Here is a 21,113-nt window from a genome sequence, read left to right as displayed (position 1 = left end):
GCTTGAGCCGCGCGCGGTTTCTTACAAGGGTAATGGAGGAATCACCCATGCGATCTCAATCGGATAGCCTCTTCCAGAATGCCGGACGGCTTGCCGCCGTAGTGGTTATGGCGACGGTGACGTGCGCGACTTCCGTCCATGCGGACGAGAAGGAGGCGAAGAGCCTCTTAAAGGCGATGTCGGACTACATGGCTGCGCAAGAAACGATATCATTTGAGTACGACACGAATCTGGAGGTCGTTACCAAGCAGCAACAGAAGCTCGCACTAGCAAGCTCCGGAGCGGTAAAGATCAATCGGCCCGACAAGTTGCACGTCACACGCCAAGGCGGCTTTGCCAACGTCGAGATCGTTTTTGATGGGAAGACATTGTCGTTCCTCGGGAAAGACGCCAACCTTTACGCACAGGCCGAAGTGCCTGGAACGACTGACAACCTCATCGACACCTTGCGGGACAAATTCAATCGACCACTGCCGGCCGGAGACATGCTGATATCACACCCGTACGACGCACTCATGTCCGAGGTGGTTGACGTGAAGGATCTCGGCAGTGGCGTAATACGAGGGGAGGAATGCGACCATCTGGCGTTTCGCACCAAGGAGGGGGTTGATTGGCAGATCTGGATCGCCCAAGGCCAAAACCCCTACCCCTGTCGCTATGTTGTTACCAGCACCAAGGTAAAAGGCTTCCCGCAATATACGATTGACGTCAGGTCATGGAAGGCTGGAGCAGACGCGGCGGCCGGCGACTTCAACTTCAAGGCGCCCGATGGCGCCAAAAAGCGGGACTTGAAAGACCTTCCGGACGCTGACGAACTGCCGGAAATATTCTCCAAGAAATGAGCGGAAGGAAAAGGGGATTGGGCATGCTCAGATGGATCGCTATCACATTGCTGGCAGTCGTTGCTGGCGCGTCAAGCATCGAATTTCGCGATGGTCCCGTAATCGGATTTAGCCTGGTGCCTAGCGCAGAGGCTAGAGTCGGGAGACCGCTGACACCAGTCAGCGTCGCCGGCGTTGCTCGCAGGAGCGCACGGCGATGCGCAGCCGGTGTCTACAACTGTTAGCCAGCGACGGGCGGCAGCCGCCTGTTTGGTCTCGCCGACGACGACAGCCGTTTCGACATTCAGGCAGTAACAGTATCGATCCACTCCTGGGTCCCCAAGTGGCCGGATCCCTGCGCAGGAGAATTGTCGACATGGCAATGGACTCCACCGAAGACCATTCGCGTGAAAACTCTGCATTGCTGGCAGAAGTGATCTATCGGTTCGCGTTTGATGCGGCACACCGGCCCCTGCCGCCGGATTCAGAGGCTGCCCGTCTGCGGCTGGAGGCTGGAAATCGGGCTTTTGCCGAACTCCTCGCCCAGTTCGGCTCATCCAATGGCACAACGTTGAGTATCGATATCGACCCACATGATGTCGGCCTCTTTCCGGGGCGTAGCGCCGCACCAGTTCAGCAGCCGTTCGCGGCTATTGTTGGTTGCGCCGACGCGCGTGTTCCGGTCGAGTTGATCTTTTCCGAGGGACCGAACGATTTGTTCGTCGTCAGGACCGCCGGCAACGGCATCGGCGACGACGTAATGGGAAGCCTGAGCTATGCGACCAGTCATCTCGGAGAGAGTCTAAGGACTATCGTGGTTCTCGGCCACAGCCGGTGCGGCGCCGTTTCTACCGCAGTCGATGTCTATCTGCAGCCGGCGAAATACATGAACATAGTGCCAATGAAGGACTTGCGGTGCATCATGGACCGCACACTGGTCACCGTCCAGCTTGCAGCGACGTGGCTTGAGCGGGTGCACGGAATTGAGGTTATACGCCAACCGGGTTATCGAAGCGCGCTGATCGAAGTTGCGATCGTTTTGAACGCCGCTCTGACGGCCTACAGTATTCGGACGAACCTCGGGCTAACTGGCAACGAGACGGTAGACGTCGTATATGGCGTCTACCTTCTGGAGGAACGGCTCGTATGGTCACCACGCAGGGTTGATCCAAACTGGTTTGGGCTTTCGTCTGCCCCCTTCGACGCGAATGAATATGTCGTGTTGTGTGATCTGGTGGCGTCATGCCCGAGAGTACGAGCTTTACTCCTCGCTCAGGATGAAATCGACATTATCGGCAGGGAGGCGACGAAGTGAAACACGATGTTCGGCGGGTTCCGATGTAGGCACTTGAGAAGGATCTGCTCTTCAGGTCTCTCTCTCTTCATAGCCGTCGCCAATTTAGTGGACGGGCAGACGCATACTAGTCTAAAATCGGGATTGGCGGGGCAGGCGCCTCGCCCCTGGAGCTTTACCCTTCACGAGCGGTGCCCGCAGGTCGCAGCGACGCGGCTGATGATTTGAACCGTTCGCGTTGCTCACCCTTCAGGTTATGGTGAGCTTTGCGAACGACGAGTTACCATTGCCAGGGAAAGCGGAGCTTCTCCGCCAGCGATAACTGGTCTGGGTAAGATTAGGGAAGTTGGTTGCGGGGCAGGATTTGAACCTGCGGCCTTCAGGTTATGGCCACAGACAAATACCGATCTTCAGGTTCATAAACGTGGTGCGACTTTCACAGTAGCCTCATACCTATCCTCCCACGCATGCCCGCAGCCAAATTCGTCACACTGCGCCGGTCCGTGGGATGCAAAGAGTTCGAGTTCCCCCTGATCGCAAAGCCTCATCTAACGCAAAAACCCCGCGGTTGTTGCACTACCGCGGGGCTCTTTGACGCCTGACCAGGGAGAGGAGGTCAGGCAGCCTTGACTTTACCCGATGTGCGGGCCCATTCGGGGAGCCAGTCGCCGTGGGCGGCGAGCAGGTCGTCGACCAGCGACCAGATCTGGTCGAGGTCGAGTTCGGCCGCCGTATGCGGGTCCATCATCGCGGCGTGGTAGATGTGCTCGCGATTTTCGGTCATCAGCGCCTGCACCGTCAGTTCCTGCACGTTGATATTGGTGCGCATCAGCGCCGTCAGTTGCGGCGGCAGCTCGCCGATGAAGGTCGGCTGGATGCCGGAGGCGTCGACGAGGCAGGGCACTTCGGCGGCGCAATTTTCCGGCAGCGAGGTGATGCAGCCATTGTTGCGCAGATTGCCGTAAATGACCGAGGGTTCGCCGGTCCAGACCGAATTGATGATCGAGGAGGCATATTCCTTCGACGGCGTCACCTCGATCTTGTCGGCCGAGCGATAGGCCTCGGCCTGGCCCTTCCAGCGCTCGATCTGCTCGATGCAGCGCTTCGGATATTCATCGAGCGGAATGCCGAATTTCTCGATCAGGTCCTCACGGCCTTCCTTGATGAAATAGGGCGTGTATTCGGCGAAATGCTCCGAGCTTTCGGTGACGAAATAGCCGAGCCTGGTCAGCATCTCGTAGCGCACCTTGTTGGGGCAGCGCGGATTCCAGCCGGGCTTCGGCGCCCTGCCCTCGCGGTAGCCGCGCAAGAGATCGGGATAGAGGTTGCGGTAGGAGCCGTCGGGCTGGCGATGCTCGAATTTGAGATAGAAGGCCATGTGGTTGATGCCGGCGGCGCGGTAGCGGATTTCCTCGTAGGGAATGTCGAGATCGTGCGCCAGCTCCATCGCCGTGCCCTGCACCGAATGGCAGAGGCCGACCTGGCGGATGGTCGGATATTTCTCCGAGATCGCCCAGGTGTTGATCGCCATCGGGTTGACATATTGCAGCATGATCGCCTCGGGGCAGACGGCGAGCATGTCCTCGCAGACCTTCCAGAGATGCGGCACGGTGCGCAAGCCCCGCATGATGCCGCCGACGCCGAGCGTGTCGGCGATCGTCTGGCGCAGCCCGTATTTCTTCGGCACCTCGAAATCGGTGACGGTGCAGGGCTCATAGCCGCCGATCTGGAAGGCGACGACGACGAAATCGGCGCCTGAAAGCGCCTTGCGCTGGTCGGAGTAGGTCTCGGCCTTGGCCTTGACGCCGAGCGTCGAGATCAGCTTGTTGACGACGATGGCGCTTTCCTCAAGCCGCTGCGGGTTGAGATCCATCAGCGCGATCGTCGCACCCGAGAGTGCGGGACGCTGCAAAACGTCGCCGATGATGTTCTTCATGAAGACGGTGGAGCCTGCTCCGATGAAGGTGATTTTGGGATTTCCTGCCATTATAGCCTCCGGCATTCGATAATCATGCTACCTCGAAAGCGGCCTTGACGAGCCGTTCGGTGTAGGCGGTCTTGGGATTGGTGAGCACTTCGTCGACGGGCCCCTCTTCCATGATCTTGCCATGCTGCATGACGATGACGCGATGGCAGAGCGCCCGGACGACCTTGAGATCATGGGAGATGAAGAGGTAACTCAAGCCGCGCTCGTCCTGCAGCTTGCGCAGCAGTTCGATGATCTGCGCCTGGACGGACAGGTCGAGTGCGGATGTCGGCTCGTCGAGCAGGATGAATTCCGGCTCCAGCGCGATGGCGCGTGCGATGGCGATGCGCTGGCGCTGGCCGCCGGAAAATTCATGCGGGAAACGCGACAGGATATTGCCGGGCATGCCGGCGGCAACAAGCGCCTCGCGCACCCGGTCCTGCCGTTCGGCCCTCGTAGCGCCCAGCCGGTTGACGACGAGCCCTTCCTCGATGATCTGGCCAATCGTCATGCGCGGATTGAGCGAGGAGAACGGGTCCTGGAACACCACCTGCATGCGGGCCCGCAGCGGCCGCATCTCGGCCCTGGAAAGGCCGTGGATCGGCTGACGGTCGAAATGGATCTCGCCGGCCTGCGGCGTGTTCAGCCGCAGGATCGCCTGGCCGAAGGTGGTCTTGCCGGAGCCTGATTCGCCGACGAGGCCGAGCGTCTCGTGACGACGGAGCGTCAGGCTGAGGCTATCGACGGCGACGAGCTCACGCATCTCGGGTTTCAGGAAGGTGCCGTGGCGCAGCATGAAGCCGACACGCACGCCCTTGGCGTCGAGGATGATGTCGGAGCCCTCCGGCAGCGGATTGGCTTGTCCACGCGGCTCGGAGGCGAGCAGATGTCGGGTGTAAGGGTGCTGAGGATTGGCAAAGAGCGCCTCGGTGACGTTGTGTTCGCGGACCTCGCCATGCTGCATCACATAGACGTAATCGGAGAACTGCCGCACCACCGTCAGATCATGGGTGATGAGGATGACCGCCATTCCCAGCTCTTTCTGCAGGTTGCGGATCAGATTGAGGATCTGCGCCTGGACGGTGACGTCGAGCGCCGTCGTCGGCTCGTCGGCGATCAACACGTCGGGATCGTTGGCGAGCGCCATGGCGATCATCACGCGCTGGCGCTGGCCGCCGGAAAGCTGATGCGGATATTGCCTGAGGCGGGCGGCCGGGTCGGGAATTTGCACATGTTCGAGCAGCTCGAGGGCGCGCTTTTCCGCATCCCGCTTGCTGATCCGGCGATGGACGCGGATCGCCTCGACGATCTGGCTGCCGATCGTATAGATCGGGTTCAGCGAACTCATCGGCTCCTGGAAGATCATCGAGATGCGGTCGCCGCGCAGCTTGCGGCGCGCCCGCTCTGAGAATTTCAGGATGTTACTGCCGTCATAGGAGACCGTCGATTTGGCGGAGACGACGGCGCGCTTCGACAGGAGACCCATCACCGTGCGCGCCGTCACCGACTTGCCGGAGCCGGATTCGCCGACGATCGCGATGGTCTCGCCGCGATAGAGCTGGAAGGAGACGTCCTTGACAGCCTCGACCATGCCGTCCTCGACCTTGAAATTCACCGCCACGTTGCGGGCGTCGATGATCGGCGTGTCCGAGCGGCCGTCATGATCGTGGCGGACGGGCGGGGCGAAGGAATTGACCAGTGCAAGAGCCATATCAATCACCTCAATATGGATCGACCGCGTCGCGCAGTCCGTCGCCGAGCGCATTGAAGGCGAAGACGGTGACGAGCACGAAGCCGACGGGAGAAAGAATCCAGGGATAGGAGCCGATGACCGAATAGGTCGCCGTATCCTGCAGCATCAGCCCCCAGGAAATCAGCGGCGGCTTGACGGCAAAGCCGAGGAAACCGAGGAAGGATTCCAAGAGCACGACACTCGGTATGTGCAGCGTCACCGCGACGATGACGTGGCTCAGCACGTTCGGCAGGATATGCTGGATGATGATGCGCCGATCGGTGGCGCCGACCGCCATCGCCGCCCGGACATAATCGATGCGGGCAAGTGCCAGGGTCTTGCCGCGCACCTCGCGCGACATCTGCGCCCAGCCGAGCGCCGACATCACGACGATGACGAAGGCGAGGAAGACATTGGTCGGCGCCGTCACCGGGATCAGCGAGGTCAATGCGAGATAGAGCGGCAGCTGCGGGAAGGCGAGCACCAGCTCGACGAAGCGCTGCAGCCAGACATCGAAGGTGCCGCCGAAATAGCCGGAAACCATGCCGACCGTCGTGCCGATCAGCGTGACGATGAAGACCACTGTCAGCGCGATCATCAGCGAGATGCGCGAGCCGATGATGGCGCGCGACAGCACGTCGCGGCCAAACTTGTCGGTGCCGAGGAAATGAACCGGCTGGCCGTCAACCGAGCCGAAGAAGTGCCGGTCGGCCGGGATCAGGCCGAGCAACTTATATTCCGCACCCTTAACGAAGAAGCCGAGCAACCGCGGATTGTCGTAGTCCATACCGACGATCGGCTGAAAGGTAACGGGATCGAGTTCCTCGGAATCCGACAGCGCATAGACACGCGGCTGGAAGACAAAATTTCCGTCCTTGTCGTGGAAGCTCATCACCTGCGGCGGCGCGAAGCCGACGTCGGTCGCCTTCGGGTCCATCGGTGCGAAGAAATCGGCAAAGACCGCCATCAGAATCAAGAGCCCGACGAGCACCAGCCCGGCAACGCCGGTCCAGGAGCGCCGCAACCGGCGCCAGACGAGTGCCAGATAGCTTTCACTGCCATGCGAAGGCTTCTTGACTGCCGGTTCGGTTGTCGGAGGCGTGTCGGACGAATCGAAAGCAAGCATTTCAGGCTCCTCCGAACTGGCGTACGCGCGGATCGAGCAAGGCGAGCAGCATGTCGGCGATGATATTGCCGACGATCAGCGTCGCCGACAGAACCATCATGAAGGTGGCGGTGACATAGACGTCGCCGATCGCCATCGAGCCGACGATCGCCGGGCCGACGGTCGGCAGCGCGAAGATGATCGCGGTTTCGATCTCGCCGGTCAGCATGTAGGGCAGCACGACACCCTGATACATCACCAGCGGATGCAGCGCGTTCGGCACCGCATGGCGCATCACCACCGCGCCACCGGACAGGCCCTTCGCCTTTGCCGTCTCGACATACTGCGCATTCAGCGTATCGAGCAGATTACCGCGCATGACGCGCATGTTATAGGCGAGCCCGCCGAAGGTGGCGATCGCCACAACAGGCCAGACATGGCTGACGAGGTCGACGAATTTCGCCCAGGACCAGGGCGCTCCGCCATATTGCGGCGAGAAGAAGCTGCCGATCTCCGTTACGTTGAACTGGAAGACCAGGAGATAGACGATGATCAGCGCCATCAGGAAGCGCGGCACCGTCATGCCGAGGAAGGAGACTGCCGAAAGCGTGCTGTCGATCCAGCTATATTGCCGCGTTGCCGCCCAGATGCCGAAGCCGATGCCGAGCACCGAAGCGAAAATGTGGCAGACGAGCGCCAACAGCAAGGTCCGCGGCAGGCGCTCGCCGACGACGTCGGCAACCGGCTTGTTGTAGAACATGCTGTAGCCGAAATCGCCGCGCGTTACGATGCCGCCGATCCAGTTGACGTATTGGACGACCATCGGCTTGTCGAGGCCGTGCTCGATGCGGTAGGCCTGCGCCTGCGCTTCGGCCTGGGCATAGGATGCGCCGCCCTGGTTGATCAGCTGGGATCTTATATAATCGGCGTAATCGCCGGGCGGTGCCTGGATGATCGCGAAAGTCACCACGCTCAGGATCAAGAGAACGGGGATCGCGGAGGCTATGCGCACGAGCAGGAATCGTAACATCTAACGGTTCGCTTCTCTCTGCCGCCGGTCGCTCCTTGTCAGCGCGGCCGGCTCGTTGGTCATATCAGGCCGCGCGCGGCACGCGCGGCCCGGAACTCACTTCAGCTGGGAGGGAACCCTCTAGCGCATCGCGTCAGGTGCGACGCGCTTCAGCTCTTCATCTCCGGGCCATGGGCCTCAGTTGATCGGGCCCTTGTCGCCGGGCTTGCCGGGCAGCTGCTCGGGGAACAGCTCATATTTGCCCTGCTTGTCGGCAGCCACCCACAGGCGTTCGCGGATCACCGAATCTTCGGCCCAGTTGAACATCATAATCGGCGTTCCCTGGGGCACGTTGGAGAAGCGCTTGTTGACGATCAGCGCGCCCGGATATTCCGTCAGGCCGACCGTATTGACGTGCTCCGTCGAGATCTTCTGATACTGCTTCATCAGATCGACGCGCTCGTCATTGTCCTGGCTCGTCCTGAACTTGTTGACGACGTCGACAAGCTGCGTTTCGAACGGCATCAGATCGAGCTGGTCATCCTTGCCGGCGCGGTGATGCCAGCTGGTGCGCGGACCGACAGGAGCAAGCTGCTCGGTATTCTGCACCACCGACGACAGCTCCGTCGTGTTGCGCTGGATCAGCCAGTCGAAGCGGCCGGCATAATGGGCATCGTCACGCTTGGCGCCGTCGAGCGCATTGATGACGATCTTCAGGCCGAGCTTCTCCATCTGGCCGACGACACCTTCGGCAAGACTCTTGTCGGTCGTGTACTGATTGTTGATCAGCATGACGATCTCGACATCCTTGCCGCCCGCCGTGCCGGCCGGGAAGTTCACGATGCCGTTGCCGTCAGTGTCCTTGAGGCCGGCTTTGGCGAGTTCCGCCTTGGCGCCCTTGAGATCGAAGGGATAATAGACGGTGGAGTTGCGATCGTAGAAGCTGGTGCCGGAGGAAAGTCCGCCCGGATAGATCGCCGTGAACGGCCCCTTGACCAGCGAGTCACCGATCGCCTTGCGATCCAACGCCATGGTAACGGCCTTGCGGAAGTCCTCGTTGCGGTTGAGCTCGCGGATCGCCTGGCCGCGCTCGTCCGGGTTGCCCCAGCCATTGGCGGAGAAGTTCATCCGCAGGTTATAGCCGATCAGGCGCGGGCCAAAGGCAAGGCGGGCGGGCGCGGTCTTTTCCGCAGCGCGCTTCAGCGAGGCGACGAAGTTTTCCGGCTGCTCGAGGTTGGAGAAATCCGCGGATCCGGCCACCGCCTGAACGTCACGGTCGGCCCATGTCGAGAGCTTGTAGTGCAGCTCGTTGAGATAGGGCAGCTGGTTGCCCTTTTCGTCGACCTTCCAGTAATAGGGATTGCGGCGCAGGACGATGATATCGTCAGGGCGATATTCCACCGGCACCCAGGCGCCCATCACAGGCATGTTCATGAACTCCGGCGGAAAGGCGTTCTTGAACTGGTCGTAGGTGTTCTTCGAATATTTCGGATGCTGCGGTTTGAGGATGTGCGACGGACCCGGGCAGAAGTTCGGGTAAGCCATCGTGTAGAGGTACTGCTTCGGGAAGGCTTCCTTGAAGGTCCATTCGACCGTGTAATCGTCGATCTTCTTCAGCGTCGTGCCGACACCGAAGGCCTCAGGCGAAGCGCCGCCGCCGAGCGGCGAGACGTTCGGGTCGATGACCTCGTCTTCCCAGTAGAACATGATGTCGTCGGCATTGAACGGCGCGCCGTCGGACCACTTGGCGCCTTCGATCAGGTGCATGGTCAGCTTATGGCCGTCCTCCGACCAGTCCCAGCTCTTGGCAAGGTTCGGCAGCGGCTCGGTATCCTGGGCCTTCACCTGGAAGAGCGGCGCGGTGCGCGTCAGGCATTCGGACAGGCCGATATCGATGCCGCCCCAGCCCTGCGTCTGGCCGGCGCCGTAATTCCAGCCTTCCGGCCGGCCACCGATGACATGGCGCATCGTATCGCCGTAGACGCCGATGCCGTCGGGCATATTGCCCGTCTTGAAGACCAGCGGCTCCTTCGGCAGCCGGTCCTTGACCGCCGGCAGCTTGCCGCTGGAGACGAAATTCTTGGTGACCCAGTCGGGCTCGTGATATTCGGGCAACGCCTTGAACTCCAGGATGGAGTCGCGCGCGACATAGTTGATCTTGCCTTCGGCCGGGAACTCCGGCGGCACCGGCGGGACGGTCGCCTCGGAGGCATAGGCATTCAGCGCCATGACTGAGACGCCGAGCGCCAGTCCGGCCAGAATGCTTGTTTTGCGGAAATTCATCATCGTTTCTCCCTCTGTTTCGGAGCGCGGTCACGCGGGCTCCTTTTCCTCGCACGATGTGAAAGCGGGTTTGATGTCATGGATTTCCCTCCCGGAAACCCATGACGACCCATCTTCCACGAAAAAGTCAGACGGCCTGTTTCAGCGCCGCCTTTTCCGCACGCAGCTCCTCGATCGAGCGGACGTTGCGGCGCGCAGCCCCCGCCCAGTCACGGGTCTGCACCTTGGATTTCGACAGCCGCTCCTTGGCGGTCGGCACGGCATCGGCATATTGCGGCAGCCAGCGCGCCTGGGCAACGACCATCTCGTCGACCATCTGCCAGACTTCCTCCGGCGTCGAGACGGCGCCAACCAGCGGATCGTGCAGCACGGCAAGCTTCAGGAGGTCGATATCGCCGGAGATGGCCGCGTGCACCGACATGCGCTGGACGTTGATCGAGGCGATGCAGGTGGCAGCACAGGCTTCCGGCAAGGTGACGCCGGAGACCATGTTGATGCCGAAGCGATCGACGAAGCCGGGCGATTCGATGATCGCATCGGATGGCAGGTTGGTGATGACGCCATTGTTCTTGACGTTGAAATGGCCGCGATAGACCCGGTTCGTTTCCAGTCCCTCCAGGATGTGGCTGGCATGTTCGTTCGAGCGCCTGGCCGGATCGATCGGCCTGGAGGCGGATTCGAGGAACTGCGGGAATTCCGTCTCGAACCAGTTGCGGGTTTCCGTCGAGTGCCGGAGGTAGCCGCCGGTCTCGCCATGGATCCAGTCGGACATGTCGATCCAGCGGGTGATTTCCTCCGGCCGCTTGCGGTACCAGGGCAGATATTCCGACAGGTGGCCGTTGCTTTCGGTGGAATAAACGCCGAACCGCTTCAGCACGTCGATGCGCAATTTCTCCTGCTGCGAATAGACGGGATGCGCCTCGAAGGCGGCGACCAGCTCGTCCTTGCCGATCCTGCGGCCGTTGAGGCGCAGGTCGATGAACCAGGTCTGATGGTTGATGCCGGAGCAGATGTAATCGAGCTCGCGCACCGACGTGGCGCCGAGCACCTCGGCGATCTGTTCGGCGCCGTGCTGCACGCCGTGGCAGAGGCCGACAGTGTCGACCTTGCCATATTCGATCGCCGCCCAGGTGTTCATCGCCATCGGATTGGCGTAGTTGAGGAACTTGGCGCCCGGCTCGGCGACTTCTCTTATATCCTTGCAGAAGTCGAGGATGACGGGAATGTTGCGCTGGCCATAAAGGATGCCGCCGGCGCAGATCGTATCGCCGACGCACTGGTCGATGCCGTATTTCAGCGGGATCCTGATATCGTCGGCATAGGCTTCGAGACCGCCGACCCGCACGCAGCTGATGATGTAACGCGCGCCTTCCAGCGCCTTGCGGCGGTCGGTCGTCGCCGTCACCTTGGTCGGCAGCTTGTTCGCCTCGACGACCCGGTCGAGGATCGCCTTGATCATCTCGAGGTTATGTTCGCTGATATCGGTGAGCGCGAATTCGATGTCGCGAAACTCCGGAACGCACAATATGTCGGTGAACAGCTTCTTGGTGAAACCGACGCTGCCCGCACCGATGATAGCGATTTTGAAACTCATGATCTTCACCTCGACCCAATCGAATGCTAGAGAAAAGATTGATATGGAGGAACAGACCGCATGCCGGCACATGTGGTTGAAAAAGCCGTAAAACTGCCTGTTTTCCTCCCGACCGATCGATCGGCCGTGCTCTCTTCCTTCTTGTCGAGCGGGATTATGCCCGAATTCGGCAGGCCGACCAGAGAAGGATTATGCTTTCAGGGGTAATTTTGTGCTGCAGGATTTAATCGCCAACGGACAGTCGATGAGGACGGTCTCGCTACCCCGCGGCCGTCAGCGGTTGCACGCGATGCCGACCAGCGCCGGTTACGAGGTGCGCGAGAACGAAACCTATGATTGGGACGGCCGCAGACGCGGCCAGACGCCGTTCACCGTGCTGCAGCACACGATCAGCGGCAGCGGCCGGCTGCGCTACCAGAACCGCAACTATCGCCTTCAGGGCGGCGACACGCTCCTCGTGCTCGTGCCGCACAATCACCGCTACTGGCTGGAGAAGGGCGACCGTTGGGAGTATTTCTGGATTTCGATGAACGGCGAGGAAACGCTGCGCATCCACAAGCTGGTACTTTCCACTGCCGGTCCGGTCTTGAAACTGCAGCCCTCGACCATCGATCATCTCGCCGATTGCAGCCTCCGTCTCGTCAAGGGCGCGACCTCGGCGGGAGCGGCCTCGGCGATCGCCTATGAAGCCGCGATGGCGCTCTATGACGACGTCTTCGGCTCGCCGGCCTTTGCCGCCGAGCTCAGCCTGATGCAGCCTGTCATCGATCATATCAACGCCAATCTCGACAAACCGCTGCCGGTCAGCGAACTCGCCGGCATCGTCGGCCTCAGCCGCGCGCATTTCTCCCGCAGCTTCGCCGAGAGCGAAGGCATGCCGCCGGCGGAATACGTGCTGCAGCAGCGGCTGCAGCGCGCCGTCAAGCTTCTGACCAAGGCAGACTTCCTGCCGGTCAAGGAAGTTGCCATCATGTGCGGCTTCGAGGACGCAAACTATTTCTCGAAGGTCTTCCGCCGCGTCTACGGCACCAATCCGACCGAATTCCGCACGACCGGCATGTATGCCAGCATCGGCAAGCTTCGCTGAGCGCCTGATCACCCGAAAGGCGCAACGCGAAATCCATGGCTAGGTGGCGGTTTGACATCGCTTGAACGAACGGCAATGTTGCTTTTCCGGACCTCCGGTCGCCTGCCCGGCGGACGTCGCGAGGAATGGAATTTTCTCAAGGACTATTCGATGACAGCGACGAAGGTTCTTCGACCGGTCATTGCCATAGCGGTTCTGGCCGCACTCAGCCTTCTCTCGCGAGTCGATTTCAATGCTTGACAATCCCACTTGGCCCGACGTGCTTTCCGATCCCATCGTCCAGGTCGGAATGCTGGCCGCGGTCGGCGCGATGGTTACCCGAATTGCCCTTCGCCGCTTCCCGAGCTGGAAGCTGGCCGGTCAGGTGTTCTTCTTCGCGGCGCTGACCATCCTGCTTCTCTATCACGATATCGTGCCCTATGAGGTCAGCCCGACATCGTCGTCCACCTTCGAACGTGTCTTCATCGGCCTTGCCAAGGTGGTCTGGTGGATCAATGCCGCCTGGGCCTTGATCGGCTTCGTTCGTGTCTTCTTGATCTTCGAACGTCAACCGCGGGAGGGGCGCCTCGTTCAGGATCTGGTTATCGGCCTGATCTATCTCGGCGCGATCCTTTCGGTGGTAGCCTATGTCTTCAGCTTTCCCGTCGGGACGCTGATCGCCACCTCGGGCGTCTTCGCCATCATCCTCGGCCTGGCGCTGCAGAGCACGCTGAACGACGTCTTTTCAGGCATCGCCCTCAATCTCGGCCGGCCTTACACAATCGGCGATTGGATCGTCCTCACCGACGGCGTCGAAGGGCGTGTCGTCGAAACCAACTGGCGTTCCACGCATCTCCTGAACGGCACGAACGACCTCGTCATCCTGCCCAACAGCTTCCTTGCCAAGGTGGGGCTGACCAACCTCAGCAGCCCCGACCGCAGCCACGGTGTCATGCTGACGGTCCGCGTCGTACCGACGGCGGGGCCATCGACGATCGTCGAGGTCATGCGCACCGTGCTTTTGAGCAGCGGCTCTATCCTGACGGAACCAATGCCCGGCGTACAGGTCAAATCGCTCAATGCCGATGCGGTGGAGGTTGAGCTTTCTTTTCGCGTCAGGGATATTGGCCACGCTGGGCCGGCGAAGAATGAGATATTCGATCTCGTCTATCGCCACATCAAGGCTGCCGGCCTCACCCTGGCGCGGCCGATCGATGCCGCGGGCCCGCCGCCCGACCGGATGCAGCCGGAAGAAATGGCAGGGCCGCATCGTCCGACGCCGCTGAAGCTCCTCGATGCCATCCCCCTGTTTTCCTCGTTGACGGAGGACGAGAAGGAAACGCTGGCCGCCTCGATGACGCGGCGGACCTTCAAGAAGGATGCGATTCTGATTGAACAGGGGGATACGGTGGCTTCGCTGATGATCGTGCGCAGCGGCGCCGTCATCGCGACGCGGAAGGAGGGCCAAAAGGAAATCGAAGTCGGACGATTGGCACCGGGCGACTATTTCGGCGAGAGCGGACTGCTGATCGGCGCCGGCGAAGCGGCAAGGCTGCGCGCCCTTACCTTCGTGGTCATTTACGAAATTGCGCAGACCAGTCTGACACCGCTGCTGCACGACCGGCCCGGCATCGCCGAGGAGCTCGCCGCCACGCTGTCCCGCCGCATAGAGACCGGCCAGCATTCATTCGTGACCGAAGGCACAACGTTGAACGGCAGCTCGATGACCTCGTTGCTTATGCGAATCCGCCACCTGTTCCAGGTGCCGCAATAGCGGTCAATGCCCGCCGAGACGATTGTCGGTGCGGAAGCTTCGGCGACTTTCGGCTCGTCCATCATAATGACGCGCAACCGCAACCGGCATAGACTGACAGTGAGCCTCGCTTGCTTTCTTCTGCTGCGGTTACATCTTTGTATTGCTGACCCAGAGCAAGAATCGAATTTCGATGCAAGGTAGTGATTTGTATCTATCTCCAGCCCAGTGCCGCGCCGCGCGGGCACTCATCGCCTGGTCTGAGGACGACCTGTCTTCAGCTTCGAAGATCGACAAGGCGACGATTGCCGGTTTCGAGGCGGGAGCGCATCTCCCTGATGAGAAAACTCTCCAGGCCATGAGGCGCAGCCTGGAAGATGCAGGCGTGCTGTTTATCCCGAAAGATGGCGGCGGCGCCGGCGTTCGCTTGGCAAGATCGCCATCGGCTTCTATAGACACGGACGAGACCGAGACGGTCCAATATGAAGAGCATCTCAAAAACGACGCCCCTCCCGGCGCTGGCGGTTGAATGGCAAAGAAACAGAAGCTTGAGCACTCCGAATTGGCGGGGGAATTTACCGATGACGGGGTTACGGTGCTCGTCGATATCTTTCGAACCGCCGGCAGCAATGGAGACTGGACGATGGAAGTCGTCACCCAGGCGGAGGATCTGATCCAGTGGGACGAGCCGTTCGCGACCGACCGTGAAGCCTTCGACGAATTCCTGGCGGTCGTGGCGCGGGACGGCATTCGATCCTTCCTCGACGATGAAGAGCCTTCCGTGCATTGAGGGACAGTCCCGTGAAAAGCATCAATGATCTCGTCGCCTCGGCGAAAACCGTCTGCGAGCGATATCGGGCCGGACGGATGGAGCGCGAGACCGTGCGCGAGTGGGTTCTCCGGCTGGGCGCCTATCCCTCGCCGCACGGGGATCGCGTGCGCGAAGCGGCCGAATGGTTCCGACTGCACAATCGCGAACCTGTTTCCGAAGATATCGTGCTGGGGGACATCGACCGGCTCGAGGCGATTTCAGCGTCGTGATCCGGGCGTGCGAGCTCTATCGGGAATAATTTCAGCCTCGATCCGGGCTGACGCAATTACGCCGTTACTCGACGGCGTAGGACCAATGACGATTGTGAGCCTTATGCATAATGGCTTATCCAGCTTCGAGAGGGAGAGGTCTGGGGTTTTGCAGCTTCGGCAAATGTGACACGCACACGAGGCTGACATGACTCCTGCATCTCACGCGAAGCGTAAGCCAAGCGCGGCTAGGTGGTTTTAATTCGTGCGGAAATAGAAGGAACAGCACGTGGCAGCATTTCCGGAAAAGGCAAAGGTCGTCATCATCGGGCTCGGCGGCATCGTCGGCGCCTCCATCGCTCATCATCTCGTCGAGCGCGGATGGGACGACATCGTCGGCATCGACAAGTCGGGCATACCGACCGACATCGGCTCGACAGCCCATGCCTCGGACTTCTGTTACACCACCAGCCACGACTATCTGTCGGTCTGGACCACGCAATATTCGATCGATTTCTATGAGAAAATGGGCCATTACGCCCGCATCGGCGGCCTCGAAGTGGCGCGTACCGGCGACCATGCCTGGATGGAGGAAATCAAGCGCAAGCTTTCCTCGGCCCGCGCCTTCGGCACACGCGCCCATTATGTCAGCCCTGCCGAGATCAAGAAGAAGTTCCCGCTGATCGAGGAAGATCAGGTGATGGGCGGCCTCTTCGATCCGGATGCCGGCCTCGTCATTCCGCGCTCGCAGACCGTTGCCGGCAAACTGGTCGACGCCGCCGAAAAGGCCGGCAAGCTGCAGGTCTTCGGCAATACCCCGGCGAAGTCGCTGATCGTCGAAGGCGGCCGCATCAAGGGCGTCGTCACCCATCGCGGCACCATCATGGCCGACCACGTCATCGTCTGCGCCGGCCTCTGGGGACGCCTGATCGCCGAGATGGTCGGCGAAGACCTGCCGGTCATGCCGGTCGATCACCCGCTGACCTTCTTCGGTCCCTATAACGAGTTCGAAGGCACCGGCAAGGAGATCGGCTTCCCGCTGCTGCGCGACCAGGGCAACTCCGCCTATATGCGCGATACCGGCGACCCGGCGACGACCGAAGGCGGCCAGATTGAGTGGGGCTATTACGAAGCCAACAATCCGCGCATGTGCCATCCGCGCGAGCTTCTCGAAAAACACGAAGCCCGCCTTTCGCCGTCGCAGCGCGATCTCGAGATGGAACAGATCATCGAGCCGCTCGAGCGCGCCATGGAACTGACGCCGATCCTCGGCGAACTCGGTTATAACGAAGGCCATTCCTTCAACGGTCTGCTGCAGGTTTCCGCCGCCGGCGGTCCATCCTGCGGCGAGAGCCAGAAGGTGCGCGGCCTCTGGTATTGCGTCGCCATCTGGGTCAAGGATGGCCCCGGCTATGGCAAGCTGATCGCCGACTGGATGACCGACGGTCGGACCGAAATCGACCACAACAGCATTGATTACGCCCGCTTCTATCCGCATCAGCTGACGGAAGAGTTCATTGAAGGCCGCTGCTTCGAAGCCGCCCAGAAGATCTATTTCCCGGCTGTCCACACCCGCGAACCCTATGCCTCCGGCCGCAACGTCAAGCGCTCGCCCTTCTACGAGCGCGAAAAGGAGCTGGGCGGCTACTTCATGGAGCTCGGCGGCTGGGAGCGTGCGCACGGCTACGCCGCCAACGAGCACCTTCTGGAAAAATACGGTGACCGCGTGCCGGTTCGCGAGAACGAATGGGACAGCCGCCATTTCTGGCGCGTCTCGAATGCCGAGCATCTGGCGATGAGCGAGGATTGCGGCATCGTCAATCTCAGCCACTTCCACATGGTCGATATCGAAGGACCCGACCATGTCGAACTGATGGAATGGCTGTGCGCTGCCAAGATCGGCGGCGATGCCAACATCGGCAAGGGCGTCTACACCCATTTCCTCGACGACGAAGGCATGGTGCGCGCCGACTTCACCGTCTTCCGCATGGCCGACCGCTGCCGTCTCGTCAACGGCGCCGATGCCGGCCCGCGCGACCTGCACTATATGAAGCGCGTCGCTCAAGACCGCGGCCTTGACGTGACCGTCACCGACGTCTCGGAAAAATTCGTGACGATCGGCATCTGGGGTCCGAACGCGCGCGAGACGCTGAAGAAGGTCGTGGCCGATCCGGCCGGGCTCGATCAGGAAAACTTCGCCTTTGCGGCGATCAAGCCGATCGAAATATCAGGCAAGACCGTCACCGCCTTCCGCATCTCCTATGTCGGCGAGCAGGGCTGGGAACTGCACATGAAGTACGAGGACGGCCTCGCCGTCTGGGATGCGCTGCGCTCGACCGGCGTGATGGCCTTCGGCGTCGAGACCTATGCGAATTCGCGCCGCATGGAGAAGAGCCTGCGCCTGCAGAACGCCGACCTGCTGACCCAGTACAATCTGATCGAAGCCGATCTCGCCCGACCTAAGGTCAAGGAAGCCGATTTCCGCGGCAAGGCAAAACATCTGGAATACAAGGCGCGCGAGCACCAGCCGGCCATGCTGTGCACGCTCGTGATGACCGAGAATACCGACAAGACAGGCGTGAAGCGTTATCCTCTCGGCAACCTGCCGGTTGTCGATCCCGCCACTGGAGAGGTTCTGGTCGACGAACTCGGCCGCCGGTCCTACACGACCTCGATCGCCTACGGACCGACGGTCGGCAAGAACATTGCTTTGGCCTATCTGCCGTGGTCGCATTGCCAGGTCGGACGCAAGCTGAATATCGAGTATTTTGCCGAGAGCTACCCGGTGGAGGTTGTCGGCGTCGGATACAAGCCGATCTACGACCCGGAAAATCTGAAGCCGCGCACCTAAAGCGGTTCAGCTTTCAACGAAAGCGGCAGAACCTAGAGCGGATCATTACTTATCGGAATCGGTGCGGGATTCCCAAATCAGCAGATTTGTGATTCATGATGGATGCTGGAATGGAGGCCAGCATCCATGACGCGACCCTATTCGAATGATCTTCGCGAGCGAGTCATTGCAGCGGTTGTGGACGGTCAGAGCTGCCGGGTGGTGGCGGAGCGGTTCGACATAGCTGTCTCATCCGTGGTGAAGTGGTCGCAGCGTTATCGGGCCACCGGTAGTGTGTCGCCCGGCAAGATGGGCGGCCATCGCCGACGTGTGCTGGAGCCGCACCGCGCCTTCATCGTCGAGCAGATCGAGCAGACATCACATCTGACGCTACATCGGCTGAAGGATGAGTTAGCCGCCCGCGGTGTGAGCGTCTCCCACAATGCCATCTGGCAGTTCATGCGCCGCGAGGGCTTGAGCTTTAAAAAAAACGCTGTTCGCCCTTGAGCAGGGCCGCGCCGACATTGCCCGCCGCAGAGCTCGCTGGAAAGCCTGGCAAGACCGCTTCGATCCGAAGCGGCTCGTCTTTATCGACGAGACCTGGATCCGCACCAACATGGCGCCGTTACGCGGCTGGGGGCCGAGGGGCAAAAGATTACGCGGCTTTGCCCCGCATGGCCGCTGGCGCACCCTCACCTTCCTCGGCGCCCTACGCTGCGACAAGCTCACTGCGCCCTGCGTCTTCGACGGTCCCATCAATGGCGAATGCTTTCACGCCTATGTCCGCCAGCAGTTGATCCCGACCCTCAAACCTGGCGACATCGTCATCCTCGATAATCTCGGCTCTCACAAAGCCAAGGCCATCCGTGATGCCATCAGGGCCGTCGGCACCAGGCTCTGGTTCCTGCCGAAATATTCCCCCGACCTTAACCCGATCGAGCAGGCCTTCGCCAAGATCAAGCACTGGATGCGCCAAGCCCAAAAGCGAACCATCGAGGAAACCTGGCGCCATCTGGGCATACTCGCCGACACCATCAAGCCAGAGGAATGCGCCAACTATTTCTCAAATGCTGGCTACGCTTCCGTCAAAACATGAAAGGCTCTAAGCCCTCAAGCACCTGTGGCGCCGCCAGCACGGCGCCACATTCATGCGGTTGAGCCGCATTGAGCTATGTGTTGTCTCCATTTGCAGTCTCGACGCCATCGTCAGGCGCACGGCTCGGGACGAACCTCTTCGAGATCAGCCAGCAGCCGAGCGCCCACAGTGCCCCGGCGCACCATCCAGCAAAAACATCCGTGGGGTAATGGACGCCGAGATAGATCCGGCTGAACCCGATGATGACGGCGAGGAAGACGCCGACGCCCATGACGAAGATCCGCGTCGAGCGGTACCGCTGGGTGCGCGCCACCAGCGCCCCGAGCGTCAGATAGGTCACTGCCGAGACCATGGCGTGCCCGGAGGGAAAGCTGAGATCGCTGACCTCGATCAGATGCGGCACGACATCCGGACGCGGCCGCGCGACGAGGATCTTCAACAGCGTGCTCGCCAGCCAGCCCGATAGCACAGACGAAAAGACGAAGATCGCGATCGGCCAGCGCCGATCAAGCAAGAGATAGACGGTGATGAGAACCGTCAGCAGCGCCAGGACGGTGATGCCGCCGAGGCTGGTGATGTCGTCGACAGCGTGGGTCAGCCAGGCCGGACCGATCGGCACGGCAAGATCATCCGCCCGCCGCAGCGCCAGCAGAATCGCCTGGTCGAAACCAAAGGTCTCGCCCTCGAGTACCTCGCTCGTCAGCCGCTGCAGCACGAACAGCCCGCCGGCGACCGATGCCAGCATGATCAGGGTCAGTGGCTCATAGGCGTTGAGCCTCGCCAGGAAACCGCTTCGTCGAACCTCCGTCATGCCTGCCGTCGAGCTCCCTTCGCATCATGTCCTCACCTGCCAAATCGGCAAGGCGAGGCGAAAATTCAAGACCTTGCGGCCGTCGAGGAGCCGCTCGCCGCCTGGTTTCCAAACCGTCGGTAGCAAAAGCTCAACCTTCTTTTGCTATGGCTGAAGCCGATTGGCCTGGAGGTTTCGGCGATGAAAATTCTGACCGCGATGGTTCTGCTGGCATCCGCCCTGCAGCCGGCTTCCGCCTCCGGCGAGACCGAATGGATGGGCGGCGCAAGACAATGGTCGGTGGGCTATGCCAACGAACAGCCTGCCTACTGCCGCCTGCGCTGGGACAGCGAGATCGGCAAGACCATGGAATTCCGCCAGAGCGCGAGCGAGACCTTCTGGCTCGTTGCCAAGACTACATGGGACATTCCAGCCGATACCAAAACCGAGGTGACGCTCACCGATCGCCAAGTGACGAAGGTGGTCGCGGCCGAGTTTTTCGACAAGAATACGCTTCGCCTCTGGCCAGTGGGCAGCAAGGGAAGCGCTGGACTGAAGAAGATCATCAAGAATTCGTTTGCCGGAACCCCTGATGTGCAGCTGACCTTTGCCGGCGACGAGGGCGACTGGACGCTGCCACTCTCGCGGGTAGACCAGCTCTACCCCACCTTCGCCCAATGCCTAAAACGCCTCGAGGCTGGCGGAAAGCTGAAGCAGGATTCCGACACCAGCAAGCCGTTCTGACGGTCAGCCC

The 21,113-nt window shown here is 60.9% G+C and carries 18 protein-coding genes; 11 read left to right on the top strand and 7 right to left on the bottom strand.

What is annotated here, in order from left to right:
• Positions 1-47: 47 nt before the first annotated feature.
• The 3 genes from HJB91_RS00760 (at position 48) to HJB91_RS00755 (ending at position 2,136) form a co-directional block, all read left to right on the top strand.
• Positions 48-842 carry a DUF2092 domain-containing protein gene (locus HJB91_RS00760; protein WP_210632571.1) on the top strand — a complete coding sequence of 265 codons (795 nt, stop codon included), beginning with the start codon at positions 48-50 and terminating at the stop codon, positions 840-842.
• Between the two features lie 23 nt (positions 843-865).
• Entirely contained in the window at positions 866-1,066 is a 201-nt protein-coding gene (locus tag HJB91_RS30490) for a hypothetical protein (RefSeq protein ID WP_405047654.1), read from the top strand.
• Between the two features lie 131 nt (positions 1,067-1,197).
• A complete protein-coding gene (locus HJB91_RS00755) occupies positions 1,198-2,136 on the top strand; it encodes a carbonic anhydrase (protein ID WP_259669807.1) in 939 nt (312 codons plus the stop codon).
• A 595-nt stretch (positions 2,137-2,731) separates the two neighbouring features.
• Here HJB91_RS00755 and HJB91_RS00750 read toward each other — a convergent pair.
• The 6 genes from HJB91_RS00750 to HJB91_RS00725 form a co-directional block, all read right to left on the bottom strand.
• Positions 2,732-4,102: an alpha-glucosidase/alpha-galactosidase gene (locus tag HJB91_RS00750; RefSeq protein WP_221153293.1), complete on the bottom strand. Its 1,371-nt coding sequence runs from the start codon at positions 4,100-4,102 to the stop codon at positions 2,732-2,734.
• A 22-nt stretch (positions 4,103-4,124) separates the two neighbouring features.
• Positions 4,125-5,792 carry an ABC transporter ATP-binding protein gene (locus HJB91_RS00745; protein ID WP_221144901.1) on the bottom strand — a complete coding sequence of 556 codons (1,668 nt, stop codon included), beginning with the start codon at positions 5,790-5,792 and terminating at the stop codon, positions 4,125-4,127.
• Positions 5,793-5,802: 10 nt separating this feature from the next.
• Entirely contained in the window at positions 5,803-6,939 is a 1,137-nt protein-coding gene (locus tag HJB91_RS00740; RefSeq protein WP_221144899.1) for an ABC transporter permease, read from the bottom strand.
• Between the two features lies 1 nt (position 6,940).
• Positions 6,941-7,948, bottom strand: coding sequence for an ABC transporter permease (locus tag HJB91_RS00735; protein WP_168296502.1), 1,008 nt, complete (start codon positions 7,946-7,948; stop codon positions 6,941-6,943).
• Between the two features lie 177 nt (positions 7,949-8,125).
• Positions 8,126-10,213: an ABC transporter substrate-binding protein gene (locus tag HJB91_RS00730; RefSeq protein WP_210632566.1), complete on the bottom strand. Its 2,088-nt coding sequence runs from the start codon at positions 10,211-10,213 to the stop codon at positions 8,126-8,128.
• Positions 10,214-10,337: 124 nt separating this feature from the next.
• Positions 10,338-11,804: an alpha-glucosidase/alpha-galactosidase gene (locus HJB91_RS00725; RefSeq protein ID WP_210632565.1), complete on the bottom strand. Its 1,467-nt coding sequence runs from the start codon at positions 11,802-11,804 to the stop codon at positions 10,338-10,340.
• A 244-nt stretch (positions 11,805-12,048) separates the two neighbouring features.
• Between HJB91_RS00725 and HJB91_RS00720 the strand changes: the two genes are divergently transcribed.
• From HJB91_RS00720 to HJB91_RS00685, 7 genes are all read left to right on the top strand, one after another.
• The gene (locus HJB91_RS00720) at positions 12,049-12,891 is read left to right on the top strand and encodes an AraC family transcriptional regulator (RefSeq protein WP_210632648.1); all 843 of its coding nucleotides are present in this window, start codon (positions 12,049-12,051) and stop codon (positions 12,889-12,891) included.
• A gap of 232 nt (positions 12,892-13,123) precedes the next feature.
• A complete protein-coding gene (locus HJB91_RS00715) occupies positions 13,124-14,644 on the top strand; it encodes a mechanosensitive ion channel family protein (protein ID WP_221153292.1) in 1,521 nt (506 codons plus the stop codon).
• Positions 14,645-14,831: 187 nt separating this feature from the next.
• Entirely contained in the window at positions 14,832-15,152 is a 321-nt protein-coding gene (locus tag HJB91_RS00710) for an XRE family transcriptional regulator (RefSeq protein ID WP_221153398.1), read from the top strand.
• A complete protein-coding gene (locus HJB91_RS00705) occupies positions 15,153-15,413 on the top strand; it encodes a hypothetical protein (protein ID WP_210632563.1) in 261 nt (86 codons plus the stop codon).
• 11 nt (positions 15,414-15,424) lie between these two features.
• Positions 15,425-15,664, top strand: a complete 240-nt coding sequence (locus tag HJB91_RS00700) for a hypothetical protein (protein WP_210632561.1) — start codon at positions 15,425-15,427, stop codon at positions 15,662-15,664.
• 268 nt (positions 15,665-15,932) lie between these two features.
• Positions 15,933-18,494: an FAD-dependent oxidoreductase gene (locus HJB91_RS00690; protein WP_210632559.1), complete on the top strand. Its 2,562-nt coding sequence runs from the start codon at positions 15,933-15,935 to the stop codon at positions 18,492-18,494.
• 126 nt (positions 18,495-18,620) lie between these two features.
• Positions 18,621-19,569 (top strand): IS630-like element ISRel6 family transposase gene (locus tag HJB91_RS00685; protein ID WP_221153291.1). Its coding sequence is split into 2 segments (ribosomal slippage): positions 18,621-18,956 and positions 18,958-19,569, totalling 948 coding nucleotides; the frame shifts between segments, so codons are not numbered across the junction.
• Between the two features lie 73 nt (positions 19,570-19,642).
• Here the strand turns inward: HJB91_RS00685 and HJB91_RS00680 are convergent.
• Positions 19,643-20,380, bottom strand: a complete 738-nt coding sequence (locus HJB91_RS00680; RefSeq protein ID WP_210632558.1) for a phosphatase PAP2 family protein — start codon at positions 20,378-20,380, stop codon at positions 19,643-19,645.
• A 180-nt stretch (positions 20,381-20,560) separates the two neighbouring features.
• Here HJB91_RS00680 and HJB91_RS00675 point away from each other — a divergent pair, with 180 nt between their 5' ends.
• Positions 20,561-21,103 (top strand): hypothetical protein, encoded by a 543-nt coding sequence (locus HJB91_RS00675; RefSeq protein WP_221144893.1) that lies wholly within the window; start codon positions 20,561-20,563, stop codon positions 21,101-21,103.
• The last annotated feature ends 10 nt before the right edge of the window (positions 21,104-21,113 follow it).

Origin of the sequence: Rhizobium sp. NLR10b, assembly GCF_019685435.1 — a bacterium.
GTDB lineage: Bacteria > Pseudomonadota > Alphaproteobacteria > Rhizobiales > Rhizobiaceae > Rhizobium.
The sequence above is the reverse complement of the archived record's forward strand: the minus strand, read 5'-3'. Positions and strand labels throughout refer to the sequence as shown.